Annotated in this window: 25 protein-coding genes; 9 read left to right on the top strand and 16 right to left on the bottom strand. The window is 56.2% G+C overall.

Annotated elements, in window-relative coordinates; all coding sequences use genetic code 11:
* Nucleotides 1-291: 291 nt before the first annotated feature.
* Nucleotides 292-4017, bottom strand: a complete 3726-nt coding sequence (locus DMG62_08480) for a hypothetical protein (GenBank protein PYY23396.1) — start codon at nt 4015-4017, stop codon at nt 292-294.
* A gap of 713 nt (nt 4018-4730) precedes the next feature.
* On the opposite strand from DMG62_08480, the gene DMG62_08475 reads away from it, so the two are divergent.
* Nucleotides 4731-5348: a hypothetical protein gene (locus DMG62_08475; GenBank protein ID PYY23395.1), complete on the top strand. Its 618-nt coding sequence runs from the start codon at nt 4731-4733 to the stop codon at nt 5346-5348.
* 199 nt (nt 5349-5547) lie between these two features.
* Here the strand turns inward: DMG62_08475 and DMG62_08470 are convergent, their stop codons facing one another.
* Complete coding sequence (locus DMG62_08470; GenBank protein PYY23394.1) at nt 5548-5784, bottom strand: NrdH-redoxin; 237 nt, start codon at nt 5782-5784, stop codon at nt 5548-5550.
* A 187-nt stretch (nt 5785-5971) separates the two neighbouring features.
* Nucleotides 5972-6319, bottom strand: coding sequence for a hypothetical protein (locus DMG62_08465; protein PYY23393.1), 348 nt, complete (start codon nt 6317-6319; stop codon nt 5972-5974).
* A 253-nt stretch (nt 6320-6572) separates the two neighbouring features.
* Between DMG62_08465 and DMG62_08460 the strand changes: the two genes are divergently transcribed.
* Nucleotides 6573-6812 carry a hypothetical protein gene (locus DMG62_08460; protein PYY23392.1) on the top strand — a complete coding sequence of 80 codons (240 nt, stop codon included), beginning with the start codon at nt 6573-6575 and terminating at the stop codon, nt 6810-6812.
* Nucleotides 6813-6851: 39 nt separating this feature from the next.
* A complete protein-coding gene (locus DMG62_08455; protein PYY23391.1) occupies nt 6852-7052 on the top strand; it encodes a hypothetical protein in 201 nt (66 codons plus the stop codon).
* 195 nt (nt 7053-7247) lie between these two features.
* Here the strand turns inward: DMG62_08455 and DMG62_08450 are convergent, their stop codons facing one another.
* The 4 genes from DMG62_08450 to fabZ form a co-directional block, all read right to left on the bottom strand.
* Nucleotides 7248-7487, bottom strand: coding sequence for a hypothetical protein (locus tag DMG62_08450; GenBank protein PYY23390.1), 240 nt, complete (start codon nt 7485-7487; stop codon nt 7248-7250).
* A gap of 273 nt (nt 7488-7760) precedes the next feature.
* Complete coding sequence (locus tag DMG62_08445) at nt 7761-8189, bottom strand: DUF971 domain-containing protein (protein PYY23389.1); 429 nt, start codon at nt 8187-8189, stop codon at nt 7761-7763.
* Nucleotides 8190-8305: 116 nt separating this feature from the next.
* Nucleotides 8306-9088 carry an acyl-[acyl-carrier-protein]--UDP-N-acetylglucosamine O-acyltransferase gene (locus DMG62_08440; protein ID PYY23388.1) on the bottom strand — a complete coding sequence of 261 codons (783 nt, stop codon included), beginning with the start codon at nt 9086-9088 and terminating at the stop codon, nt 8306-8308.
* Nucleotides 9085-9555 carry a 3-hydroxyacyl-[acyl-carrier-protein] dehydratase FabZ gene (gene fabZ, locus DMG62_08435; GenBank protein PYY23460.1) on the bottom strand — a complete coding sequence of 157 codons (471 nt, stop codon included), beginning with the start codon at nt 9553-9555 and terminating at the stop codon, nt 9085-9087. Before fabZ ends, DMG62_08440 begins: the two co-directional genes overlap by 4 nt.
* Before the next feature lie 107 nt (nt 9556-9662).
* On the opposite strand from fabZ, the gene DMG62_08430 reads away from it, so the two are divergent.
* Nucleotides 9663-10793 carry a peptidase M20 gene (locus DMG62_08430; protein ID PYY23459.1) on the top strand — a complete coding sequence of 377 codons (1131 nt, stop codon included), beginning with the start codon at nt 9663-9665 and terminating at the stop codon, nt 10791-10793.
* A 71-nt stretch (nt 10794-10864) separates the two neighbouring features.
* On the top strand, nt 10865-11038 hold the full coding sequence (locus DMG62_08425; GenBank protein ID PYY23387.1) for a twin-arginine translocase TatA/TatE family subunit: 174 nt from the start codon (nt 10865-10867) through the stop codon (nt 11036-11038).
* A gap of 35 nt (nt 11039-11073) precedes the next feature.
* Here DMG62_08425 and maf read toward each other — a convergent pair whose 3' ends face one another.
* The 5 genes from maf to DMG62_08400 form a co-directional block, all read right to left on the bottom strand.
* Nucleotides 11074-11694, bottom strand: a complete 621-nt coding sequence (gene maf, locus DMG62_08420) for a septum formation protein Maf (GenBank protein PYY23386.1) — start codon at nt 11692-11694, stop codon at nt 11074-11076.
* Between the two features lie 357 nt (nt 11695-12051).
* Nucleotides 12052-13326: a dihydroorotase gene (locus DMG62_08415; protein PYY23458.1), complete on the bottom strand. Its 1275-nt coding sequence runs from the start codon at nt 13324-13326 to the stop codon at nt 12052-12054.
* A 17-nt stretch (nt 13327-13343) separates the two neighbouring features.
* Nucleotides 13344-14336 carry an aspartate carbamoyltransferase gene (locus DMG62_08410; GenBank protein ID PYY23385.1) on the bottom strand — a complete coding sequence of 331 codons (993 nt, stop codon included), beginning with the start codon at nt 14334-14336 and terminating at the stop codon, nt 13344-13346.
* Nucleotides 14333-14857: a bifunctional pyr operon transcriptional regulator/uracil phosphoribosyltransferase PyrR gene (locus tag DMG62_08405; GenBank protein ID PYY23457.1), complete on the bottom strand. Its 525-nt coding sequence runs from the start codon at nt 14855-14857 to the stop codon at nt 14333-14335. The genes DMG62_08410 and DMG62_08405 overlap by 4 nt, the downstream gene beginning before the upstream one ends.
* Before the next feature lie 246 nt (nt 14858-15103).
* Nucleotides 15104-15661, bottom strand: a complete 558-nt coding sequence (locus DMG62_08400) for a hypothetical protein (protein ID PYY23384.1) — start codon at nt 15659-15661, stop codon at nt 15104-15106.
* 95 nt (nt 15662-15756) lie between these two features.
* Between DMG62_08400 and DMG62_08395 the strand changes: the two genes are divergently transcribed.
* Nucleotides 15757-16404 (top strand): DNA-3-methyladenine glycosylase, encoded by a 648-nt coding sequence (locus DMG62_08395; protein ID PYY23383.1) that lies wholly within the window; start codon nt 15757-15759, stop codon nt 16402-16404.
* A 200-nt stretch (nt 16405-16604) separates the two neighbouring features.
* Here the strand turns inward: DMG62_08395 and DMG62_08390 are convergent, their stop codons facing one another.
* The 3 genes from DMG62_08390 to DMG62_08380 form a co-directional block, all read right to left on the bottom strand.
* Nucleotides 16605-17807, bottom strand: coding sequence for a D-alanine--D-alanine ligase A (locus DMG62_08390; GenBank protein ID PYY23382.1), 1203 nt, complete (start codon nt 17805-17807; stop codon nt 16605-16607).
* Between the two features lie 255 nt (nt 17808-18062).
* A complete protein-coding gene (locus DMG62_08385; protein PYY23381.1) occupies nt 18063-19406 on the bottom strand; it encodes an amidohydrolase in 1344 nt (447 codons plus the stop codon).
* Entirely contained in the window at nt 19403-19810 is a 408-nt protein-coding gene (locus tag DMG62_08380; GenBank protein ID PYY23380.1) for a hypothetical protein, read from the bottom strand. Before DMG62_08380 ends, DMG62_08385 begins: the two co-directional genes overlap by 4 nt.
* 214 nt (nt 19811-20024) lie before the next feature.
* Here DMG62_08380 and DMG62_08375 point away from each other — a divergent pair, with 214 nt between their 5' ends.
* Nucleotides 20025-20606 carry a hypothetical protein gene (locus DMG62_08375; GenBank protein PYY23379.1) on the top strand — a complete coding sequence of 194 codons (582 nt, stop codon included), beginning with the start codon at nt 20025-20027 and terminating at the stop codon, nt 20604-20606.
* Between the two features lie 149 nt (nt 20607-20755).
* Here DMG62_08375 and rsmD read toward each other — a convergent pair whose 3' ends face one another.
* Nucleotides 20756-21310, bottom strand: coding sequence for a 16S rRNA (guanine(966)-N(2))-methyltransferase RsmD (gene rsmD / locus DMG62_08370; protein PYY23378.1), 555 nt, complete (start codon nt 21308-21310; stop codon nt 20756-20758).
* Between the two features lie 74 nt (nt 21311-21384).
* On the opposite strand from rsmD, the gene DMG62_08365 reads away from it, so the two are divergent.
* Both DMG62_08365 and alr read left to right on the top strand, forming a co-directional pair.
* Nucleotides 21385-22515: a peptidase M50 gene (locus DMG62_08365; GenBank protein PYY23377.1), complete on the top strand. Its 1131-nt coding sequence runs from the start codon at nt 21385-21387 to the stop codon at nt 22513-22515.
* 252 nt (nt 22516-22767) lie between these two features.
* A complete protein-coding gene (gene alr / locus DMG62_08360; protein ID PYY23376.1) occupies nt 22768-23928 on the top strand; it encodes an alanine racemase in 1161 nt (386 codons plus the stop codon).
* The last annotated feature ends 64 nt before the right edge of the window (nt 23929-23992 follow it).

Here is a 23992-nt window from a genome sequence, read left to right as displayed (position 1 = left end):
TACCGGTTGGGCAATTTTAGATTGGGGCCATTTACAACGCGTATGCCCTCATTCAGATGAAATGTGAGATTGCGGACTTAGCGGCGGTTTCGGCGTTTTTCCTCCCCAATCTCCGTGACCTCCGTGTTCAGTCTTTTTTTCGCCGAGTAAACTACGAAACCCAAAAAATTGAACACGGAAGTCACGGAGGAAGGGGAGGGGCTTCTTTACCGCAGACTTGCGACGCACGCCGATCCAGCAAAAAAAACTTCAGGCCACCCGAAGGTGGCCTGAAGAGCTTTCCCATTTTTGTTAATTCACCGTCAGGGTAATTGTTGCCGAGTGGCTGATGGCGTTAGTTCCGCTGGCCGCACCGGTCACCGTCACCTGATACGTCCCAGGGGCCATGCCGCCGCCGCTTGTATTGGCTCCGCCGCAATTGACGGAGAACAAGACTGTCCCAAGCAGAACCAGCAACAGCACAAACATTACTCGGCGCCTTCTTCCCGCCACCACCACACCCAACATGCCGAAGGGAAGAATGGAAGCGAAGATCGGTCGTGCTCCGAACCTCAGCTCTGTTCTCGGATTGATTCCTCCTCCGCTGCTCCCTGACGCGATGGACACGGTCACTGCTGCTGATGGAACCGATGTGCCGTCCATAGCTAACGAACTGGGAGAGGCCGAGCAGGTTGCTCCAGAAGGAGCCGCGCACGTTAGACCCAATGCCTGATTAAAGCCATTGAGCGGAGCTGCACTAACCTGGAACGAAGCTGTCCCGCCTGTCGAGGGCGCGGTGATCGACTGCTGGGAACTGGTCAGCGTAAAGTCCGGAGCACCCGAAGCTCCCGCTGAAGTGCCAGTGCCGGTCAGCGAGACTGATTGCGGTGAATTTGCCGCTACCGCCGTAACTGTCAGGCTGGCAGTGAGGTTGGCCGCGGCGCTAGGCGCAAAGGTCACCTGAATCGCGCAGTTAGCGTTGGCGGCCAAAGTCGCCGGACTGACTGGGCAGTTGTTCGTCTGCTTGAATGCGGCATTTCCGGTTGTGATGCTGGAGATGGTTAGCGGAAAGGTCAAAGAAGTATTTGCTAACGTAACCGTCTTCGCTGTGCTGGTTGTGCCGGTCGGTTGATTGCCAAAGGCCACGGTCGTGGGCGAAAGCTGGATCGTACCCTGGACGGCGACACCGGTGCCGGCCAACGCAACGGCTTGAGGACTGTTAGCGGAATCGTCCGCGATTTGGATGATGTCAGGACGCGATCCCGCAGCCGTCGGGGCAAATGTAACTGTAATCGTACAGTTGTCTTTTGCCCCTCCCGCCGGCGTAAGTTGCGAGCCGCAGTTATTGGTTTGGGTGTAGTCACCGCTGGCGCCGGCGAAACCAATCGAAGTGATGTTCAGTATGCCGGTGCCCGTATTCTTCAATGTCGCCGTCTGAGTTGCGGAGGTTGCGCCGACATTTTGGTTGCCGAAGTTCAGAGCCGGCGGAGTCATTGCCGCGATGGGGAAGGTTGCTCCATTAATCAGCGCCACAAACGCATCGCTTGTGCCGCCGCCAAAGGTCGTTTTCCCAGCCGCACCAGCCGCGGCCGGCACGATGGGAAAATCCAGCGACTGCGTGGTTCCGGCCAGGAAAATATTCCCTTTCTGGTCCAATACGATTCCGTTTGCCTGATCAGAAGAAGCTCCACCCAGGTATGCCATCATCGTCGATGCCGAACCGCTGGGGTTCAGTCTTGCAATGAAGGCATCCTGAGGACCAAGGAGCGATGTCTCGGCATTGCCCGCCAAATCCAGCAAGGGGTTGATGACCTTCAGGTTCGGTGAAGTAGTGCTGCCCGCAACGTAAGCGGCGCCACCGTTATCGATCGCGATCCCAAGTCCCTGGTCGTCTCCGCTACCGCCCAGGTAGGTGCTGTACAGAAAATGAGAAGCGGGAATGTCTAGTTTGACTACAAAGGCATCCTTCCCGCCTAGTGCACCCGAGTTAGCCGAACCCGGAGTCGTCATCAGACTGCCTGACGACACTCCGGTAATGTAGGCCTGTCCGGAGGTATCAACAGCAATTGCCCTGGCGGAATTGGGAGCAGCATCGGTGTCCGCACCGGTTGTAAGCGCAGTAGCGTAAATTTGGGCGCCGTCGAGGCCACTTAGCTTGAGTACCCAGGCGCCTGTCTTTCCGAAATGGATCCCCGCGTAACCTGCATAAAACATGAATGGAGTTAAATCAGCGGTACTGGTTCCACCAACGGCGAAAACGTCACCGACAGGATCGAGCGCCACTCCGTAGGCTGAAGTCGTTGCAAAGATGTGCGCCGGCGGAACGTCACCAAGGTCAAGCCACGCGAACCCTGCGCCATCGGGGATTCCCGCTTTGGGCTTGATCGACCCGCAGGGCCACGTCAAACCTGCAGCGGTTCCCGTGCCTTCCGCTACTAGAACCTGGGGTGGCTTTTGATCCGTCAAGCCGCAATTGGGAGTGCCAATCGTAATGGCTCCTAGCGGAACTTGCACCCCCGACTGATAACTCGGCCCCCCTAAACTCGGCCAGCTCCCCTCTGGCGGCAACGGCTGTCCTCCAAACAATGCGGAAAAGAAATAGTAGGTTTGTGTAGCGTCGGGCGTAGCCGGACAAAGTGCGCCGGTACTGCAGCTTGTATCGGTAAGCGAGACGGGTCTGGGCGAAAGAGGTGAAGCGCCCGGAAGAATCGGTCCTGCGATATGCAATCCAAAGTCAAGTTTTGTGATGAACGCCACGCAGTCTTCGACCATTGGCTGAATCGAGTTATAGGCGGGAAAGTCTGGAGAACATGTCTGTCCCACACCGCTGACGTTCTGTTGCTGATCGACGGTTATTCCGAAGCCCTGGTCGATGTTGCTGCCGCCAAGATAAGTCTCGCGAAGCAAGGTGCCGGTGGAGCTGAGAATCGAGAGAAACGCATCGCTGTCACCTCCGTTGTATGCGGAGCTGTGATCGGTTGCACCCGGTGTCGTAAGCAACGGCAGATCGAAGAAGTTGGTAGTGCCGATGACATACACGTTTCCGGCGGCGTCGATCGCCACGCCATTTGCCGCAGCTGTCGCTGGATTCGGCACCGGTGCCGCGCCCGCGATGAAAGTAGTCCACAGCACGGTTTGTCCGGTTGGGTCGAGTTTCGTCACATAGGCATCACAAGCATTTTGCGTGCCCTTGAAGCTGGCGCCGCCAATAAAGTCGCTCGAGCAGGACTTCCCGGCGATATAAGCATTGCCGGTACTATCGGCGGAGATTCCATTTCCCGTATCGGCCTGGCTGCCGCCGAGGAATGTGGAGTAAGTGAGCGTTGGATCGATAATTAACTTCCTGCTCTTGTCGTAGCTACCCAACCGTAGATTGGCCTTGTTGGCCGCGTTAAGTGCATACTCCACGGCGACAGGAACCCGTTTACCTCGGATTAACTGATAGGCATACGGTTTGTGGAATCGAAATTCTTGTCCACTGAGGCCGCTAACAAGGTCGCCTTGGTCCGACAGTGAGAGCTCATCCGCCCCATCCACCTTGAATGCGATTGCCTTCGGATCAGCGCCGGCTGCCACGACAAAGTCGAATTCGAGGCGACGACCATCTCCGTAATAAATAACATCGATGCCGGGATAGACCGCCTTCGCCTGAACTTTTGCGTAGGGCTTAACTCCCAGCCGCCAATTTCGGGAATCCTGACCGCGATAATAGTTGATGACTCCGGGCAGCGGGTCCATAGCTTGTAATGAAGCCGCGGGGTTCGCGTTCTCGAATGCAAAGTGCAGCGTGGATTTCGGCCCGGCGACGCCATCGTTAATGGCGATATAAGAATCGCCAGCGCCGATGGAGACCCTGTAGCTGCCGCCGTTTGCGATAAAACGACCTGAGGTTTGCGCAGGCTCGAAGCTCATTGGCAGTTTAGCCAATGCCGTTGTGGCCATGGGTCCATGCTTAGCTTTGTGAGTTTCTGCAGCCATCATGAACTGCGGAAGTAAAAAGAGGATAGCCAGCAACGAAATACTGGTTCTGAGCTTCATAGTGTGCTTTCCCTCAACCGGTGCGGAGATATTCGGCGTGCGCGCCGAGCCTACTGAAGACCCAATCCCAGATTGGAAAAAGGTTGGAATCTCGTGCCGATACTATTGACCATCCTTATTTAAGTGCACAAGGTTACCGGGGTAATGGATGCGTGTGGTTGCCGGTTTTTGGGCAAGCTAATTCCCGAAGCGGGAAAACGTAAGTAGTATGTCTGAAGGGTCGATCATCTCTTGAGAACAATTGGCCGTCGTATCACACCAAAATCGCCGGGAAATAAGCTGGAGGAGACGGGACGCAGGAAAACCGGGACAAGCGGGTGGGTTTTCTTTGTTTCAATTCCAAAAACAATTCAATGATGCCGCGCTCAAGTAAGGACAACCGGCCGTCCCCGGCAGTGTGTTGGCTGCGAACTGCTATGCAGTCTCTAATTCCTGAAGATCCTGCTCATAAACGCGCGTGTAACTTCGTCCCAAAACGGAAGTCGTTGAACTACTCGTGCCGCAGCACTCCGGAAGAGGAGATAACGAACACGAGATAAGAGGAGATAAACAAGGACATAAAGTTAAGGAGAACCGGCCGCCCCCGGCCGTGTGTTTGTCTGCAGCTGCTATGCTTCCGGGGGCTTAACGCTGGAGCGCGATTCCTGCCGTTACGCAGTTCCAGGCAAACACACGGCCGGGGGCGGCCGGTTCTCCTGTTATCTCGTATTTGCATGCATCCGCTATGCTTCCGACGCTTGATGCTCCAGCCCGATCCCTGCCGTTACGCAGTTGCAGACAAAAACACGGCCGAGGGCGGCCGGTTCTCCTTGAGTCATGGCTTGTGTTTGCTTGCGTCTGTTATGCTTCGACGCTTGAAGCTGCAGCGCAACCCTTACCGATACCGGCGCAAGCTCCCGCATATTCAACTCGGCCCGCCGCTCTTCGTCAGCTTCTCGACTCATCAAAGATGGATCTTGCCCGAAGAAGCGCGAACGATTGTCTTTGAGAGCTGCATGTATGAGCATCAGCGCAGCGTCCGCATGCACGCCTTAGTAGTGATGCCTGAACACGTGCACTTCCTGGTGACAGTGCTGAACGACAACACCGGGAATCCCATTCCGTTCTATAAAGTTCTCGGCACAATCAAGAGCGCGTCTGCGCACAGAATCAACAAAGCACTGAATCGGCAGGGCAAGGTCTGGGTAAACGAAGCGTTTGATCGCATGCTGCGCAGCGGTGAGTTTGAACCTTGCGTTGACTACATCAAAATGAATCCCGTACGTAGAGGGCTTGTAGATACTCCCGAGAGATATCGCTGGCTATGGTATGAGCAGGACGTTCAAGAATAAAAACAGTGCACAATAGTGCAAGCAAACACACGCCATGACTCGAGGAGAACCGGCCGCCCTCGGCCGTGTTTTTGCCTGCAACTGCGCAAAGGCAGGAATCGCGCTGCAGCTTCAAGCCTCGTAGCAGATCGAAGCAAACACACGGCCGAGGGCGGCCGGTTGTCCTTAATTTTGTCTCGTCTTCAGCAGCGTCGGTCAGTCAGGAGTTAGTGTCCAGCAGCTTGGCGTACCGTTTTGGATCGTATCCTTGAACGGTGTGATCGCCGATGCGAACGAAGGGAAAGGCCTGGAGTTCCTCAGCTTCCAGTTCGCGCATGATCTTGTCTTGGGTGTCCTTGTCGGCCAGATCGTAGTTGGTGAACTGGAAGGGAATGTGGCGCTCGGTGAAGAATTTCTTCGCCTTCTCACACGATGGACATGTTGAGAGTGTGTACATCGAGACCTTCGGGGCGCCATCTACGGCCTCAGCCCTTCGCCACGGCCATCTGAGCCAGCTCATAAGAGTAGGGTACAGGTTACAGGGCAGAGGGAACAGGGAAAGACCAACGTCAACGGCAACACACGCGCGGGCGCACGCGAGGCTGCTGAAGACGAGACAAAATTAAGGAGATGAATGCCGCGCCTTACGCCGTCGCTGATAATGCGCGGCAGATGCGCCACAATTCGTCGGATTCGCGACGACGTAGTTTGTGGAATTCGAGTCCGTGGCGGGCGTCCTTGGAGTATTTGACCGTGGCTTGTACTCCGAAGTGGTGTTCGGAATTGGGAAGCATGAATTGCAGGATGACCCGTTCTCCCGGATTCAGGGGATTGGAGATTTGAATGGCTACTCCGCTCTCGCTTACATCGAGAACGCGGCCCGGTATGGCGGTTGCGCCGGAGCGCACCTGCACGTCGCAGTTGACCAGGAACCGAGGATGGCGGCGCTCCGCGCTTTTTCCCACTCTGGCGCGTTTATCGGCGGAAATCATGGTTGCGCTCCCTGGCACGATTGCAGATTCGTAACCACCGAACAAGCGCCGCGCAGCTCGGAGGCGCTCTTCTCGGCGATCAGCAGTTGGGGAGGCATAGCGATCTCGGCTGGTCCCCAAAGTCTTGACCAGTTGGGCCTTTGGGATCAAGGCACTGAGGTAATAAGGAGCCTAAAAAAAGTCACAGAGAGCGCCAACCCAGAGCTGCTGGTTGTGCATCTCACTACGCCTAAAGTCGGAGTGTATCCAAACGATGGGTGCTGGTACGAAACGCGCAAAGCTCGGAAAACGCGACCCAAAATCCGAAACCAGGAAAATTCCACAGGAAGGTCGCGGCTTGTGGATTGATCACCAGCTTCTTCGCCGGCATATGAGCCCATTACCCAAGTTTGTGGAAAGCTCGCTAAAGAGTGATCAGAGCAACATGAATCGCTACCTGGAGCTGGCAGACACGCTCCTGAAGGCTGAAGATCACCAGGAAGAGAACAGCTAGCCACCCCTTCGGGCCCCAAGCACGCTTTATTTGTTTGTTATGGCCATCGAGGACAACAATTCGGCAGATCAGACGCGACGGGCAGAAGATCCCGATGCGAATACTTCCCGCTTGCGGAGCTCGCGCAATAGCACTATTTCCTCGGGCACGGATTGGGTCACTCGCGATCGCAGGCGTCCAGAAAATGCGCGAATCCGGCGCTGGATGGATCTGGGCGATCAGGCCCTCAGCCAGGACTGAGCTGCGTCCGACGCAAAAGCCTAAAACGGAACACGGAGATCACTGAGGCGGGCTGCCGCTGGGGTGAGTTCTTGACTTCATAAGCTGACGTTACCATTGAGCTGGTCACCGACACACAGAACGCTTGTTGAAAGATCGGTTGTGAAGTAGCAAAAAGGCGGCCGAAGCCGCCTTTTTGATTCAAATCGATGGACGCTAGATGTTGCCTTCGGTGCCCGTCGCCGGTGTGCGTCCCATCACGTTCTGTGCCTGGCCACGAACGGCGCTGATGCCCGAGCGTACGCGCTCTTTGCCCTGATCGACCAGCTCACGAGCGCTGTCCTGCAGATCGCTTGCGCGCTCCGCCAGGTTGTTGCGGGTCTCTTCGCCGCTCATGGGCGCGAACAATACGCCCAGTCCAACACCAATTCCGAGTCCAATGAGAAAACCTTTCATGCAGTCCTCCAGCTAAATTGTACGGGGGAAGTTTCGTTCTAATCCTACCGGCCGCACAATTAAAGATGCCGTGGGACCATTAGAGTTTGCCGCACAAGGGTTGTGGCAGCTCTGGGCAGCGGCGCTGCGCGCCGAGCACTCGGCATGCGGCAATTGGCGCTCGGCCAGTTAACATCTTTGCGAGCTAGGAATTGTAGGATTCCTACCAGCAAAACGGCGCTGAGTTCGTGTTTGCACTATTAGATTCAGAGGCCGAACGCCGCGAGCCGACAGCTACTTTTTGCACTCCGGACACGGGCACTCCCGCCGCAGAAATTCCCAGGAATAAATGCCGCTGCTGTGGCCATCGTTCCAGTGAAAGTTGATGGCGTACTTGCCTACAGGAGCGATTTCGAGTGGGCGCGCAGGCTCCTTATACATAGGCAGGGCGCCCGGTTTGGGCTTTGGAGGCTCCCCGATTTTGCGTCCCGAGGCCCCGCGTTCCTCATTACAGGTCGCGCAAGGGCACGCATCGCGCAGCCAGGGGAACGAATAGTGGCTCCGGTGACCGTCTTTCCAGTCAATATCCATGCCCTTACCAGTGCTTTTTTCCACTCTGACAGAGCTTGGATCGGTGGCCGCAAGGGGCAGAACACGCGCCTCTTCGGCCTGAACGCGGCGCATTTGCTCGGCTGATCCGGTCTTAATAGGGTCGTGGGACATACAAAAAGTATGACATCAAGGGGCGATTAGGTCGCGCGGAAGTGACTGTGATGGCGTCGGTAGTGCCGCGAATTGGCGTTTATAGTGCGCTAAACGTCCGCTTACAGGCCGCAAATCTACTTCAAAATGCCTCGTTGCGAGCCCTCAACGAACTTAATCAGGCGCTCTACGTCGTCTCCTAAGTCGCCGTCAGCCTTTAACTTGGCGACGGAATCGCCGATATTCATCTTGGAATTCAGCAATACACGGTACGCACGATGGATTTTTCGCAGCCTTTCCTTGCTGAATCCCTTGCGCTGAAGGCCTACGGAGTTCATCCCAAAGGCGTGAACTTCACGTTTTGCGCTGGTTAATGAGTACGGTAAGACGTCCTGAGTGATGGTTGTACCGCCTCCAATGTACGAATAGGCGCCTATTTTTACGAACTGATGTACCGGGCATAGCGCGCCAACGACGGCATATTCCTCGACTGTAACGTGTCCGGCAAGCGTTGCAGCGTTCGCCATAATCACGTTATCGGCGACCATGCAGTCGTGCGCAATGTGCGTATAAGCCATGATTAAACAATTACTTCCGACGCGTGTAATGCCGCCTCCGGCGGGGGTGCCGCGATGAATGGTCACGCTTTCGCGGATTATGTTGTTGTCGCCGATCTCAAGACGGGTCTTTTCACCTTTGAATTTGAGGTCTTGAGGCTCTAATCCGAGCGTTGTAAAGGGGAAAACGCGGTTGTTATCGCCGATTTTTGTTGGTCCGCCGAGCACTACATGGGACAGAAGCTCGCAATTTTCGCCCAGAACGACGTCTGCACCGACCACGCAATAAGGCCCAATCATGCAGCTTTCGGGAACTTTTGCGCGTGCATCGACGATCGCAGTTGGATGAACGCGCGAGCTCACGCCGGCCGGCTCACCAACTGACACGTGACCACCGCTTCACAGGCAAGTTTGCCGTCTACCCAGACATTGCCCTGCATCCGCACCGCGGTTGTACGCCATGCAAGCACATCGACTTCGACGCGTAGCTGATCGCCGGGTGTTACCGGTTTACGGAACTTCGCGCGTTCAATGCCGGTGAAGACCATCAACTTCTGATCGCGATCCGGGATTTCAGTGAGCAGCAACGCCCCACCCGCCTGCGCGATAGCCTCCACAATGAGCACGCCCGGCATGATCGGATAACCGGGAAAATGCCCAGCAAAATGGGGTTCGTTTGCAGTTACGTTTTTGATCGCAACAATGCGCTTCTTGCGCTCAATCTCAATCACGCGATCGATGAGCAGAAACGGATAACGATGCGGCAGGATCGCCTGGATCTCGGTGATATCCAAGGTTCTTTTTTCCGTCGCCGTTTGCTCGGGTTCCATTGTGGTGACGCTCGTTTGTTCTTCTGCGCTCATGTCTTGAAGCTGAAAATTATAGTTTCTCGCCCGCGCCGTTGGCGAATTCACTGCCGATGGTAAGCTTCAGGGCGATGATAACGGTGGCGGAAGCTCGCGGACGGGAGCCACAACTGCTATCTGATCTAAAGGCGCTGGTCGAGATTGAGTCTCCCAGCAGCAGCAAGGCAGCCGTGGATCATCTTGCCGATTTCCTTGCTGCCAGACTCGAACATTTGGGCGCGCAGGCGCAAATTCACCGCGTAACTGACTTCGGCAATCACGTGCAGGCGGATTTCACTGGGATATCGGAAGCCAAGCCAGTCCTTCTCCTTGGACATACCGATACGGTTTGGGAACTTGGAACACTTAAGCAGATGCCGTTTCGCATTGGCGACGGCAAGGTGTGGGGCCCTGGTGTGCTCGACATGAAGGCAGGTATCGCCATCGCGATGCACGCTCTTGGACTGCTGCGGGAAAACAACGTCCCGCATGCTCCCGTACGCATGCTGTTTGTTTCTGACGAAGAGGTTGGAAGCCATTCTTCGCGATCGATTACGCAACGTCTCGCACTGGAATCGCAAGCGGTTCTCGTTTTGGAACCGGGACAAGGCCTCGAAGGAGCGGTCAAGACGTCGCGAAAGGGTGTAGGTGTTTACGAGATTAAGGTCACGGGAGTGGCCGCACATGCAGGCGTGGAGCCAGGACAAGGCGCCAGCGCGATTCATGAATTGGCGCATCAGATCGAAACGCTGACTTCGTTTATTGATTTCAAGCGCGGCCTTAGCGTGAATGCCGGCATTATTAAAGGCGGAACGCGCAGCAACGTCGTGGCCGCTGAGGCATGGGCTGAAGTGGATGTGCGGGTAAAGACGATGGAAGACGCCAAGTTAATCGATGAAAAGATGCATTCACTCCAAGCCCAGGATTCGCGGTGCAAAGTGGAAGTTACAGGAGGGATCAATCGTCCTCCGATGGAGCGCACGGAGAGAGTGGCAATGCTGTATCGGCGGGCAGCGAAGGTCGGCGAATCGTTGGGATTGAAAATCGACGAGCAATCCACTGGGGGTGGCTCCGACGGGAATTTCACCGCCGCGCTCGGAGTTCCTACTCTAGATGGTCTCGGAGCGGTAGGTGAAGGTGCTCACGCTGTGCACGAATCCATTCTCATTGAACACATCGCGCCGAGGGTGGCGCTTCTGGCTGGCCTAATCGCCTCGCTCTAGCTTGCCCATCATTTTGACGTGGGCTGATTAACGGCCTATCATCAATCGATCGGCATCTTAATGGGGGTTTTATGTTTGGTGGCAAGTTAGGGATACCCGAGCTGTTGTTGTTGCTCGGCATTGCGCTTCTGATCTTTGGACCGGGCAAGCTGGCTGATTTCGGCAAAGGTCTCGGAGAAGGTATTAAGAATTTCAAGAGCGCAGTAAAAGAAGGCGAGCAAGGGACGGAAGAGAAGAAGCAGTAATCGCCTTCCGTAGCCTTCGTTCTCCACTCCCGCGCTCATCGTGACCGGGCTCCGGAGACCTGGTTAAACTCCAGCGCTTGTGGAACATTCTCCCGCAGCATGCAATAGATCAGCGGTACCGGCAAACCCACGACATTGAAATAGCAGCCTTCGATACGCGGAATCCAGCGTGAAGCTTTGCCTTGGATCGCATATGCGCCCGCCTTATCCATGGGTTCACCACTCGCGACATATTCTTCGATCTCCTGATCACTGATTTTCTGCATCTGGACGAGAGTTGTTTCTGCAGAATCCTTGAATTGCCAGTGGTTCTTTTCTTTCCACGCCAGGCACACGCCCGTGATGACGTAATGGCTGCGGCCGCTCAGAGTCTTCAACATTTGGACCGCGTCGCGTGAATCCCTTGGTTTGCCCAGCGGAGTTCCGGTCTTCAAATCCAGGACTACTTCAGTATCTGCAGCAAGAATTACAGCATCATCCTCAACTCCACGTGCAATGGCCTCGGCCTTCTCGCGCGCAAGCCTGCGCACGCACCCCTCGGGAGTTTCTCCCGCCCGACGCTCTTCGTGAACATTTGCCGGTTGTATTGAAAAGGAGATGCCGGCGTTTCTCAGGAGTTCCGCGCGGCGCGGCGAGGCTGAGGCAAGGATGAGCATTCTTTAGGCCAATCCGCGCCAGAATGCCCGAGTAGAATTTTTCCCTGCCTCCGGGAAGACCGGAGGGAAATCTTCCCGTACAAAAAAATTCTCATTCTGAAACCCGCGTGAACACTGGGGATTTTGGAAGCACCAGAGAATTCTGACGGAAATTACAGGGGATTTCTGCACCGAACCATGACGGAAACGAACCGCCTGACTCTGCTGCCCGCACAACCGCTTACTGGCTGCTCGTTCCATTCGCACCCTTCTTCCTTGCTACGATGTTGTGCACTATCGTGTTAACTTTTTCTGCGTTGAAGCGGCTCGAAGTCATCAACGCTATCCAATCGCGGTTCCTTCGGACTAAGAGCACACTCACAACGACCACATAACGCATCCATCCACAATCGTGTATTGCACACGTCCCCGCAAACGTTTGCCGATGAATGGGGAGTTCTTCGATTTTGATTTGGACTCGCTCGCGGTGAATGTCCATTCTTCTGCGGGATCGAATATGGTTATGTCGGCGGAAGCGCCGACGCGAAGCACTCCGGCATCTTTCCAGCCCATCACGCTGGCAGGATTGCAGGAGAGCCAACGTACCACGAGTTGCGGATCGCCCGCTGCAACCATTAGCGCGATCGGCAGCGCAGTTTCAAGTCCGGTGACGCCAAATGGCGCGCGTTCGAACTCCTGATCTTTTTCGTGAGCGGCATGGGGAGCGTGATCAGTGGCAATGCAATCGATGCTGCCGTCGCGAAGGCCATCCCACATTGCCTGTCGATCGGATTCGGCGCGGAGCGGTGGGTTCATCTTGCAGTTGGTGTCGTAGTCACCGACCTCTTCGTCAGTGAGCAGGAGATGATGTGGCGTAACTTCACAGGTCACCTGCACTCCCTGCTCTCGAGCTTGGCGAACCTGTTTAAGCGCTGCATCAGTGGATAAGTGGGCCACATGAAGACGCGCCTTGGTCTCGGCTGCGAGTTCAATATCGCGCGCGACGATCGAGGCCTCAGCCTCCGCCTTCACGCCTCGCAGACCAAGTCGGAAGGAAGTTGGACCTTCGTGCATAGTACAGCCCTGGCTCATGCGCGTGTCTTCAGCATGCTGAATCACTGGAATCCCGAGCTCGCGGGCGGCCTGCAATGCCTCTCGCATGATACTATCTCCCAAAATGGGACGGCCATCATCGGTCACGGCCACTGCGCCAGCTTCCACCAATGCTTTGAAGTCCGTCAGTCGTTCACCATTGCTGCTGATGGTGGCGGCAGCGATGGGATGAACTTTGGCCGCTGCTCTGCGCTGGGGCTGCTGCATCCAACGCGTAATCTCGGGCGAGTCATTCACGGGCGTAGTGTTCGGCATGGGGCAGACTGTAGTGAAACCACCAACCGCTGCGGCGGCTGTCCCGGTCGCGATTGTCTCTTTATGGCTCTGCCCAGGCTCGCGTAAATGTACGTGCAGATCGATGAATCCCGGTGACACGATCAATCCACGCGCTTCGAGCACGGTTTGACCGCGCTCAGGAATCTTGCCGATCTGATCGATTGCGGCGATGCGCCCGTTTTCAATCAGTAGGTCACCTTTTTGCACCTCCCCACTCTCCGTAATGAGAGAGCCGCCGCTGATCAGTAAGGCGCGCGTACTTATGTAGCTTAGCTTGCGGCTCAAGCGTGTCCTCCAAGCGCTCGCAACAGAATGGCGCGGCGCACGGCAACTCCGTTGCGTACCTGCTCGAGTACGAGGGAGCGGGCACTGTCGGCGACTTCACTGGTGAGCTCCATACCGCGAACCATTGGTCCAGGATGCATTACCAGCGCGTCAGCTGGCGCCAGTGTCAGGCGTTCCGAGGTTAACTGATAGTCGCGAATGTAATCGTCAACCGAGAGTTGCAGGCCCGCCAATCGCTCCTTCTGAACTCGCAACATCATGATCACATCAGCAGTTGGCAGAGCGGCGTCAAAATCTCGCGTGATGCGCACGTTTGGAGCGATAGTTTCCGCGACATCGGGCAAGAGAGCCGGAGGCCCGCAAAATGTGACTTGCGCTCCGAGTCTGGTCAGCAGCAACGCATTGGAGCGGGCAACACGGCTATGAAAGATGTCCCCCACCAGCAGCAGCCCCAGGCCCTGTAACGAGCGACGATGCTGCAAGATTGTGAAGCAGTCGAGCAGAGCTTGCGACGGATGTTCGTGCATTCCGTCCCCAGCGTTCACAATCGGGATCGTAAGATGACGAGCCAGCACATGGGGCGCTCCCGAAGAAGGATGGCGGATCACAATGCATTCGGCTCCCATCGCCGCTAACGTTGCACCCGTATCGACGAGGGATTCACCTTTTTCGATGCTGGATGCCGTCGTGCTCACCAGCGTAGTGGATGCGCCCAATGACTTCGCCGCAAGCTCGAATGAGCAGCGCGTCCTGGTGCTGGCCTCGTAGAAGAGGAGCGCGACATGGCGGCGCACCAGAGGAGACTTTTTCGGGCTCACTTTGAAACGTCCGGCTTCCTTCAGAAGAGAGTCAATATCGCTGTCGCTGAGTGACTCGATGTCGAGCAACGAGCGCGCGGAATGGGAGAAGCGCTCCTTACGGAGCGAAGCAGAACGAATACTGCGGCGGAATGTTTGGGATCGGCTGCGGGGGTTCTCCCCTGAGATCATGCCAATACCTTCTCCACCAGGAGCACTTGTTCGCTGGGATCGGTCTCTTGCAGTTTTACTTCGATGATCTCGTTTTGCGTGGTCTGCACGGTGCGCCCGATGAAGGCGGCTTCGATAGGAAGTTCGCGATGTCCGCGATCGATCAGCACCAGCAATTGCACGCGGCTGGGACGTCCATGGTCGAATAAAGCGTCGAGCGCTGCGCGGATGGTTCTGCCGGTGTACAGGACATCATCCACCAGGATGATGTTTTTATCAGTGACGTCGAAGCCGATGTCCATTTTGTTCACGATCGGCTTTGGCCCAGTGGTCGAGAGATCGTCACGATACAGATTGATATCGAGTGTGCCCACGTCGATCGGCGACTTCTCAATCTTGCTGACCAGCCCGGCTAACCGCTTGGCCAGCGGAACTCCCCGGCGTTTGATGCCGACAAAACCGAGTCGCTCCACACCATTGTTCTTCTCGACGATCTCATGCGCCAGACGAACCAGCGTACGCTCGATCTCCGAGGCCGACATCAGGCGCGTTTTTTCGCGCAGAACGATCTGTGGCTTTGTGCTTTGGGTGTTCATGACTGAGATGGAAGGGCGGACTGACGATAATACGAGCTAAGTACGAATCGTGGCAAGATGGCAGCGTAGGATGCGAAAAACTAATTCAGCAACTCGCGAAAAATTCAACGTAAAGTCGCAGTCCGAGGATCAACCTCGAGCCAGAAAATAGAATGCCCGGCCAAAGCCGGGCACTCTGAACGCACTTCCAATCTACCGATTTTGCTTCGTAGCGCCGTGAATTGTGAACGTCATTGCGGTCTCGGCCGGGACTACAACTTCTTCCTTGCCGGTAGTTGCTGCGACTCCGGTGCCAGCGGCACCGCCCGCAGCGGTTCCAATCAGCGCTCCCTTGCCCCCACCAGCGAGACCTCCGATCAACGCACCAGCCGCGGCTCCGCCGCCGATCTTGGTGACGTTGCTCTTGGTGTGGCCCTTGCCTTTAAAAGTGTGTGACCCAGTGGCTACGGCCTGTCCGTTCACTTCGGCAAGGCGTATCGAGAGCAAGCCGGGAGCATGCAGCCGTCCGCTATGCTTAACGCCGGTGACCCGGCACTTCGCGGGATCGCCAACTTTGGCTAACTTTTTTCCGTGCAAGACAACATCCCGCGCGACGGAACAGGGAATCGTCTTGCCTGCCCTCGCGCTTTTAGAGGACAGAGTAGCTCCGGTGCGCACAGTTACGTTTGTGCCGGCCGGAAGTGTGGTGGCGCTCAGCGACATCGCGAACGCAAATACAGTTGCAAGATTCAAAGCGATTTTGCCTTTCATCTCCCCTCCTGAGATCGTCATCGACGCGAGTGGCTGGTCACCCTAATTGTGAGCCGAATACTGCCGTGAATGGTTGCAGGTAATCTAAAGCGTAAATGGCAGCCAGCAGCGAACGCGGCGTTGTTCTACCGCAGAAGTTCTATGCGCGTGACCCACGAATCGTAGCACGAGAGTTGCTGGGCAAAATTCTCGTCCGTACATTGTCCGGTCGTGCACGGAAGAGACTCTCGGGGCGGATTGTTGAAGTTGAGGTCTATCTCGGGGAAGGCGATCTCGCTGCACACTCGGCTGCGGGCCAAACCGAGCGGAACCAGGTGCTCTTTGGTGCTCCCGGTCATGCTTATGTCTATTTCATATACGGTGTGCACTATTGCCTGAATTTTTCCTGTATGCCTGAAGGACAGGCAGGGTGTGTGCTGCTGCGGGCTCTTGAACCAGTGGAAGGCCTGAAGGAAATGGCCGCAGCGCGTGGACTGTCGCCAGAGCGATTGAGTTCTATTTCGGGATTGAAAATGTTGACGAGCGGTCCCGGGCGGGTATGCCAGGCATTAGAGATCACGCGCCCAAAATTGAACGGTCAAAGGCTCTATACGGGCGATTCGCCTCTAAAGATTTTGGATGATGGTTGGCGCGTGGGCCAGATTCGCGAGACGTTGCGCATCGGCATCACCAAATCACACGAGATGCCGTTGAGATATCTGATTGCCGGGAATGCGTTCGTCTCGGGGAAGAAGAATGTTTGATTTGTCCCAACCTGGGATTCACGTTCTGCCGATTTTGTGTGCGTGGTTCCGGCCGCCCTCGGCCAGGCTCTTTGCAGTTGATTTTGTGGATTCGAAGTTAAAATTTCAGTCTGAATAGTGAACGCAATCGCAATGGGAATCGCACGCTCTGTACCGGCCGAGGGCTGGAACCACGTAATCAAATCATCTCTAAGATCGAATTACCGGCTATACGTGTTCTTGCTCTTTTCCGCGTGGCGCTCTAGTGCCAACGCGATCAAGCGATCGATCAGCCTGGGATACTCCAATCCCGTCGCTGCCCACAGTTTTGGATACATGCTGATCGCGGTAAAGCCAGGCATAGTGTTGATCTCGTTCAGGTAGAGCTTTTCGCTGGTCGGATCGAGCAGGAAATCGACGCGGGCCAGTCCCGCGCAATCGATGGCTTTAAACGCAGCAATCGCCATCTCCCGCACTTCCTTACTAAGCTTCTTCGACAGCTGGGCCGGTATCAGCAGCTCCGAGCCCTCGTCGAGATATTTGGCTGCGTAATCGTAAAACTCCTTCACTGGGACGATCTCCCCGGCAACGCTGGCCTGCGGATCATCGTTTCCCAATACGGAACACTCGATCTCGCGGGCTTTCTTCTTCTTCCCTCCAACGCCTTGCTCGATGATGATCTTGCGATCATAGCTGGCGGCCAGATTCATGGCTGGGCCGAGTTCCTTGCGGTCATGCGCCTTGGAAATGCCGACTGACGAGCCGAGGTTCGCGGGCTTCACGAAGACGGGATATTTCAGCTTGGACTCAACCTCTTTTGTAACCTTCTTGGGCTCTGTCTGCCATTGGCTGCGGAGTACGGTTACATGCTTCACCATCGGCAGGCCCGCGACGGCGAAGAGACGCTTCATCACATCTTTATCCATGCCGGCAGCGGAGCCGAGCACTCCTGCGCCGACGTAAGGAATTCCGGCGAGTTCGAGAAGGCCTTGAATAGTCCCGTCTTCTCCGAAGGTTCCATGAAGCACGGGGAAGATCACATCGACATCAATTGCCTGGTGTGCTTGGCGAACTTCCGGCGCGGATCCGCTTTCGAATGGAATCAGCGAGTGATGCTGTCCCCTCGGCTCCGGAGGTACGATGACGGCATCGCCGCGCGCAAGCACAGCCGCTCCCACCGTGTCTTCAGGATCGCCAGCGCGAAGATGCCGTGGATTGCCTTGCGATCCGTCGCCGCCCAGCAACTTCTGCGATTCGCCGGAGGTTAGCCAGCGACCTTCTTTATTAATGCCGATGGGAACCACGTCATACTTATTGCGATCAATTGCCTTCAGCACCGACGCTGCTGAGAGCAGCGAGACCTCGTGCTCTCCGCTACGACCACCGAAGAGCACGCCTACGCGAAGTTTTTTGGAGGCGGACATGTAATGGGGAATACGGTTTCGAAGCTTTGTAAGTAGCAATGGCGTAGGGAGGGGCAGCGGCTTCAGCCGGGCCGAACAAACTCGGAACGTCTGTTGGTTTTAGCCGCTGGGGTCAGAGTTGCTCGTACACTCCACCGACCGCAGGGCTACAGCCCAGTGCGACTCGACCATTTACGGCACGGCTGAAGCCGGTGCCTTCCCTAAAGCTCACTACGTTATCTAAGAACCGTTTGCATCACCTTGTCTGGAAATCTATCACCGACTCGTCGGCGTCGGCTTGTACACTTCTCCATCCTTCATGACGAAGGTGACATTCTTCAGTGCATTCACGTCGCGTAGAGGATCTTCATTCACGGCGATTACATCTGCGTACGCGCCGGGTGCAATCACTCCAAGCTTGCCTTGTTTGTCGAGCAACTCGGCGGCGCGCGAGGTGGCGCTTTGAATGGCCTGCATTGGAGTCATGCCGAACTCCACTTCGCGGGCGAACTCCTCTGCGATGGGCTGGTTCCAGGAGAATCCGCCGGCGTCGGTGCCGAAAGCCATCTTCACTCCGGCTTTCAAGGCTTTGTTGAAGGAGGTGCCGTGGACGGCGGCGCGCTTGCGATCGCGGCGTCCATCATCGGTGTTTTCCGGAGCCCAATGGGAGTAGTAGACCGACATCGTCGGCACATACCATGTTCCCTGCTTCACCATTTGCGCGATCTGCGCGTCGCTGATTTCGAGACCATGCTCGATGGAATCGCATCCGCCATCAAGAGCGCGCTGCAGTCCAATGCCGTTGTAGGCGTGGCATGCGACCTTTTTATGCCAGCCGTGAGTTTCATCGACGATCGCCTTTATCTCATCCAGTGTCAGAGTGGGTTGCGAGACGAGGTTGCCTTTGTCGTCGAGCCAGGAGCGATGCGTCATGTAGACCTTGATCCAGTCCGCTCCGTTGTCGAGTTGCTCGCGCGCGGCTTTGCGGGCTTCCACTGGACCGTCGATCAACTGTGCGCCTTTGGGAACGTTGATCTCCGGCGCATAGCCCTCCAGCGGATATCCTCCAGTCGTTGAGATCGCGCGGGTGACCACGAACAGGCGCGGACCGGGAATGTATCCGCCCTCGATAGCTTCCTTGATCCCAACATCGCCGTAGCCTGCGCCTTCGGTTTCAAGGTCGCGCAGAGTGGTGAAGCCTTGCTCGAGCGCGCGTCTACAAGACATCGTCGCGCGAGCTGCACGAAAAGACGCTGGATACTTCAGCAACTGGATGTCATATCCGCCTTCGGCCGGATCCTCGCCTTGCAGGAAGATATGCGTGTGGGTGTCGATCAATCCGGGAAGGACGGTTGCCCGACTCAGATCGATCGTCTGCGCGTCCGCCGGAGCTTGCGCTGAAGTGCCATCGCCGACGCTGACGATGCGATTGCCGCGAACGATGATTACCTGGTTCCGTTTCGGTTGTGCGCTGGTCCCATCGATCAGTGTGCCGGCGCGTATGACGATGGTCTTAGCTTCCGACGTGGCGTGCGTTCCCATCGTGCCGGTTGTTGTGGGAGCGGTTTGAGCGATACCTGCAACTGCTATTAGCAAGAACAGCGCTTGCAGACATTTCATCCTTTTGCCTCCGAATATTCGGGAAGTATGGCTTCCGCTTCGATCTCAACCAGCATGCGGGGATCGAGCAGCGCTTTAATAACGAGCAGAGATGTAGCCGGTCGAATGTCTGCGAAGAATTCGCCGTGTACGAGCGTTACTGCTTCGGCATCTTCATGACGAACGACGAACATGCGCGTGCGCACGACGTGTTTGAGCGAGGCTCCTGCCTTTTGCAGCGCGCGCTCGATATTGCGAATCGTCTGGCGAGCTTGAGCAGGCGCATCGCCCAGTCCAACGATCTCTCCGGCTTCGTTTGTTGCAGTAGTTCCGGAAAGCCAGATCTGCCGGCCAACTTTCACTGCGCGCGAATAGCCGATGACCGGCTCCCAAGGTGTACCACTTGAGTAATTAGTGCGTGACATTGTCGGTGGCACGCCATTCTAAACGCTCGCGCGCCCGCAACTCACATTCGCTCTAGCAGTTCGCTGATTCGCACTCTCGATGTGGGACTGCTAACAAACTTTGGTACCTGCACGATTTGCAGTTGCACAAGGAAACCTGTCGTTGTAAGTAGTGTTCTTATAAACAGTACTTCCTTTACAGCCGTCCAACTGTAGCCGCGAACGCGTACTGAAAGTGAGCAGCGGATCGTGGGGAGGAGTGCAGGTGAACTCAGGATCGAAGCTGTTGCAGGACTTCTTTGGCGGTCTGATCACCGAGACGTTTGCCTCGACGATCGGACTTCGAGATGCCGGCTTAACCCACTACATCTCAGAGATGCTGGCAAATTTCTGCCAGTCTGAGGAGCTGTACAAAATCCGCAATGCTGCCGGACGTCCGCTGGCGGACGTTGGCGAGATGCTCCTCGAGTCAGATCCCATTTTTGGCTCTGCTCCTTCCTTTGACCGTGAGCGCGAAATTCGCAAACACATCGGCGACTACACCCTATTCTTTGCCGGCATGTTTCCCGACAGCCTGAACTCGACGCGACTGCGCCGTCAGCGCCTCGACAGCCTGATTGACTTCATTAAGGCAGGCAAAGAGAGCTACTACATTGTCTCCAAGTTTGATCTTTACGAATACGCCGGGGCTGCGCCGCTATTCGGCAAACTCGCCGAGCGCTTCGAAGATTGCGTCTGCGGGCTCAATATGGTGAAAAACGAGCTCGACGTAATGCAGCATCCGATCGCAAACACGACGCGCGAATTGTTCATGTAGGAGACTTCGCTCCCCGAATGTGCAGGGTAGAGACATCCGCTGCCGTGGACTGCGTCTGTTGTACAAATTCGCTTACAGAAAAGCGTTTTGAAGGGGCATGGCTTCAGGGAAGAAACGCAACTTGTTCCAAGGTTCCAGCTCCAGCATCTCTATCCCAGCCTGTAAAAGCTCAGCACCGCATCTCCCTGCTGCAATCGCCTAAATCTTTGCAATGCTCCATAGCGCTCCGCGAGATCGGAGTGCTTGTCATGCTCTGCGATCACGATGCTCTTCTGCGTCAGCAGCCTCGATTGAGACAGGAAGCCCAGGCTCTGCTCGTAAGCTGCTTCTTCGGCATAAGGAGGATCGATAAAGCAGAAATCGCAGACGACCGCGGCAGCGTCGAGCGCACGCAACGCTTGAAACGCCTCTCGCTCCTGCACTTCAAATCCTTCGGTGATCGACAGATTGCGAAGGTTCGCACGGATTGTTTGGGCGGCCCTTGCAGCGCTCTCGACGAAGTACACCATGCGTGCGCCGCGGCTTAAGGCTTCGATTCCGACAGCGCCAGAGCCGGCAAAGAGGTCGAACCAGACGCTCTCGGGGATTCCAGCTGAGAGGACATTGAACAGCGTTTCGCGCAGCCGGTCCGAGGTCGGACGGGTATCTGTGCCTGGAGGTGCCATTAATCTGCGGCTGCGATACTGCCCGGCTATGACACGCATAGAAACCTCAATGTACAGAACCCGAATCCATTTCTTACAATGAAGAATTGCCTCAGAGGATACTTTTCAAATCATTGATTCGCGCTTGGTCCATTCCGGTCGGCAGGTTCTTTGGCACAGAGGTGCGTCTGCATCTCACGTTTTTCCTGCTGCTGGCTCTGCTGGTCACACAGACGAAGCAGGCAGGAATGGACCCGGTTCGGGGCGTGGCGTTGTTTTTCATGATGCTGGCGGCGGTCGTAGTGCAGGAGACGGCACGCGCGCTCTTCAGGCATGGCAAGCGTGATCGATTGCAGCGTCTGGTCTTGCTGCCCATCGGCGGCGTTGTGCTGGGCGAAACCTCCGAACACGGCGCCACCTCGCACACCACGGTCGCACAAGAAACACGAAGCGCTTTGGCCGGACCGGTTGCCAACCTGCTGGTTGCCGGCATGGCCGCTGCAATTCTGGTTACGGTGGCACAGCAGAAACTGATTGTCTCGCCTTACATTCATTCCGGACACTTGGCACGCAGTCTGGTCTGGATCAATGTCTTGCTGGGATTGCTGAACCTTGTTCCTGCGTATCCGTTGGCTGCCGGCCGCGTGCTGCGAGTATGGCTGGCGCAAAGCTCAGCAAAGGACGTGCCCAACGCCTGGGAGGAAGCGACGCGCAAGTCCGTCAGCTACGGACAAGGCTTCTCAATGCTGCTCACCGTGATGGGTTTCTTCGCGGGCAACATCTGGGCCATCGTCGTGGGCTTCTGCGTCTTCATCGCGGCTCATCTGGAAGACCGCAGCATGCTGTTCCAGTCGGTTGTCTCCAGCGTGCGCATGGAAGAAATCATGCTCACCGACTTTGCCGTGCTCTCTCCGGCAGACACCCTGCAGGATGCCCTCGAGAAAGCACTGCATACTCTGCAAGACGACTTCCCCGTCGTGCGTAGCGGTGACCTGGTCGGCACCATTACGCGACAAAAGATCCTGGACGCCATTCGGACAGAAGGCAATGGCTACGTGCAGTCGGTAATGAACCGCGTACTCGAGGTGTGCCAGAAAGGCGAATCGCTCGCGACCGCCTTCCGCAAAATCACAATTCGAGGATTGACCATGATCCCGGTAGTCGATCAGCAGAAACTGGTCGGCATCGTGACACTTCAGAACCTAAGTCACAACATGGGACTACTGGCGGAGAGCCGCCGGTTGAAGAAGCTGGATGAGGATTGAAAGAGGCTGTCGGCTTTCGGCCAGCCAACAGTTTCTAAGAACCCTCCATTCTCGAAGTCATTCTCATTCTCTTTAAAAACCGTCATTCCTCCTCTTCAAATGCTGTCGTTCTTCTTGTCTCATTTTGGCGCTGGGAATCTGCTGTTGCTTTGGCTGTGAGCCGAAAGCCGAGTGCCGAGTGCCGACAGCCGGTTTCTCGCGCCGACAGCCGGTTTCTCGCGCCCAGAGTCGCTTTCCCGCTAGACTGAACTCATGCCGACGCGACCCACTTGGGCCGAGGTCTCGCTCCCCACTCTGGTTAACAATTACAAACTGATTCGTGATTTCGTTGCTCCGCACGCGACGGTTTGTGCGGTTGTGAAGTGTGACGCTTATGGACATGGCGCCATCGAGTGCGCTCGCGCGTTAGAGGTCGCGGGCGCCTCATGGTTCGGAGTCACATCGGCGGACGAGGGTATTGAGCTGCGGCGTGCAGGCATCGCCGGACGCATCCTTCTCATGAGTGGAATCTGGCGCGGAGAAGGAGAAGCGGTGGTTGAGCACAGCCTCACGCCGGCAGTGTGGAGTGCCGAGCAGATCTCCGAAGCGAATAACGCGGCAGAAAAACTGCGTAGAGAGCGATTCCCCGTGCATATCGAGGTCGACACCGGAATGGCGAGGCAGGGTGTTTCCGCTGCGAATCTTGGTTATGTGCTGGAAGCTGCACGCAAGGCGAAATCAATCTGTATCGAAGGACTGCATTCGCACCTTGCGTCGGCGGAGGTGGTCGATGCACCTGAGGTCGAGGCTCAATTGGCGGCATACAAGCGGGCTCTCGAGCAACTCGCTGCGGCGCACATCCGACCTGCGTGTTTACATCTCGCCAATAGCGCCGCCATCGTTGTTCGCAGGGAGTCATGGCAGCACCTGAACCAGTCGACAGCGCTGGTTCGGCCGGGAATCTCTCTATATGGCTACTATTTGCCTTTCGTCACCGCTGCTGGCGCCGTTTCCGAAACGGAACGACCTTCGGTGAAGCCAGTGCTCTCCTGGAAGACTCGCATCATCGACATCCGCGACATCGAAGCTGGCCAGGGAGTTGGATATAACCTCACCTTCGTAGCCGGCGCGGCGTCGCGCATTGCTACCTTGGCGGTTGGCTATGGTGACGGCCTGAATCGCGCGCTTTCAAACCAAGGCCGCGTTCTTATACGGGGCGAGTTCGCTGCGATCGTTGGCAAGGTTTCCATGGATGTGACGACCATCGACGTAACGAAAATTCCTACCGCTCAGATTGGCGATGAAGTCCTGCTGATCGGTGAGCAGAATGGGAGCAAGCTCTCCGCGGCCGACTTGGCTGCAACTACGCAAACCATCGCGTACGAAGTTCTCTGCAATATCAGCAAGCGAGTACCGCGAAGCTATTTGTCATGACTTGCGGGACCGGCGGCGGCCCTCCATCGCAAATTGATTCCCATCGGCCCTGGACTCGTTTACC

Source organism: Acidobacteriota bacterium (assembly GCA_003225175.1).
GTDB lineage: Bacteria > Acidobacteriota > Terriglobia > Terriglobales > Acidobacteriaceae > Gp1-AA112.
This window is presented reverse-complemented; position numbering and strand designations above follow the sequence as displayed.

What these genes read in the sequence shown, in the direction of transcription:
- DMG62_08480 (PYY23396.1), bottom strand. Translation starts at nt 4,017, where the DNA reads ATGAAGCTCAGAACCAGTATTTCGTTGCTGGCTATCCTCTTTTTACTT.
- DMG62_08475 (PYY23395.1), top strand. Translation starts at nt 4,731, where the DNA reads ATGCATCCGCTATGCTTCCGACGCTTGATGCTCCAGCCCGATCCCTGC.
- DMG62_08470 (PYY23394.1), bottom strand. Translation starts at nt 5,784, where the DNA reads ATGTACACACTCTCAACATGTCCATCGTGTGAGAAGGCGAAGAAATTC.
- DMG62_08465 (PYY23393.1), bottom strand. Translation starts at nt 6,319, where the DNA reads ATGATTTCCGCCGATAAACGCGCCAGAGTGGGAAAAAGCGCGGAGCGC.
- DMG62_08460 (PYY23392.1), top strand. Translation starts at nt 6,573, where the DNA reads ATGGGTGCTGGTACGAAACGCGCAAAGCTCGGAAAACGCGACCCAAAA.
- DMG62_08455 (PYY23391.1), top strand. Translation starts at nt 6,852, where the DNA reads ATGGCCATCGAGGACAACAATTCGGCAGATCAGACGCGACGGGCAGAA.
- DMG62_08450 (PYY23390.1), bottom strand. Translation starts at nt 7,487, where the DNA reads ATGAAAGGTTTTCTCATTGGACTCGGAATTGGTGTTGGACTGGGCGTA.
- DMG62_08445 (PYY23389.1), bottom strand. Translation starts at nt 8,189, where the DNA reads ATGTCCCACGACCCTATTAAGACCGGATCAGCCGAGCAAATGCGCCGC.
- fabZ (PYY23460.1), bottom strand. Translation starts at nt 9,555, where the DNA reads ATGGAACCCGAGCAAACGGCGACGGAAAAAAGAACCTTGGATATCACC.
- DMG62_08430 (PYY23459.1), top strand. Translation starts at nt 9,663, where the DNA reads ATGATAACGGTGGCGGAAGCTCGCGGACGGGAGCCACAACTGCTATCT.
- DMG62_08425 (PYY23387.1), top strand. Translation starts at nt 10,865, where the DNA reads ATGTTTGGTGGCAAGTTAGGGATACCCGAGCTGTTGTTGTTGCTCGGC.
- maf (PYY23386.1), bottom strand. Translation starts at nt 11,694, where the DNA reads ATGCTCATCCTTGCCTCAGCCTCGCCGCGCCGCGCGGAACTCCTGAGA.
- DMG62_08410 (PYY23385.1), bottom strand. Translation starts at nt 14,336, where the DNA reads ATGATCTCAGGGGAGAACCCCCGCAGCCGATCCCAAACATTCCGCCGC.
- DMG62_08405 (PYY23457.1), bottom strand. Translation starts at nt 14,857, where the DNA reads ATGTCGGCCTCGGAGATCGAGCGTACGCTGGTTCGTCTGGCGCATGAG.
- DMG62_08400 (PYY23384.1), bottom strand. Translation starts at nt 15,661, where the DNA reads ATGAAAGGCAAAATCGCTTTGAATCTTGCAACTGTATTTGCGTTCGCG.
- DMG62_08395 (PYY23383.1), top strand. Translation starts at nt 15,757, where the DNA reads ATGGCAGCCAGCAGCGAACGCGGCGTTGTTCTACCGCAGAAGTTCTAT.
- DMG62_08390 (PYY23382.1), bottom strand. Translation starts at nt 17,807, where the DNA reads ATGTCCGCCTCCAAAAAACTTCGCGTAGGCGTGCTCTTCGGTGGTCGT.
- DMG62_08385 (PYY23381.1), bottom strand. Translation starts at nt 19,406, where the DNA reads ATGAAATGTCTGCAAGCGCTGTTCTTGCTAATAGCAGTTGCAGGTATC.
- DMG62_08380 (PYY23380.1), bottom strand. Translation starts at nt 19,810, where the DNA reads ATGTCACGCACTAATTACTCAAGTGGTACACCTTGGGAGCCGGTCATC.
- rsmD (PYY23378.1), bottom strand. Translation starts at nt 21,310, where the DNA reads ATGCGTGTCATAGCCGGGCAGTATCGCAGCCGCAGATTAATGGCACCT.
- alr (PYY23376.1), top strand. Translation starts at nt 22,768, where the DNA reads ATGCCGACGCGACCCACTTGGGCCGAGGTCTCGCTCCCCACTCTGGTT.